Genomic DNA, 235 nt, shown 5'->3' with positions numbered 1-235 from the left:
TTCTGGATGTTCTTCGAACAGGCCGGCAGCTCCTTCACCTTCCTGGCCGACAACTTCGTCAACCGCCACCTGGGTGGCTGGACCTTCCCGACGGCGTGGTTCCAGTCGGTCAACTCGGTGGCGCTCATCACCCTGGCCCCGATCGTGGCCTGGACCTGGATCACGCTGGGCCGTGCCAATCCGTCCATTCCGCGCAAGTTCGGCCTGGGCCTGCTGTTCAACGGCGCGGCCTGCG

Annotated in this window: 1 pseudogene; it reads left to right on the top strand. The window is 65.5% G+C overall.

Annotated elements, in window-relative coordinates:
- Nucleotides 1-235: pseudogene (locus tag ACQG3P_RS23890) on the top strand (MFS transporter); the annotation flags it as partial.

This window comes from Stenotrophomonas sp. SrG, assembly GCF_050031795.1.
Taxonomy (GTDB): domain Bacteria; phylum Pseudomonadota; class Gammaproteobacteria; order Xanthomonadales; family Xanthomonadaceae; genus Stenotrophomonas; species Stenotrophomonas rhizophila_A.
This window is presented reverse-complemented; position numbering and strand designations above follow the sequence as displayed.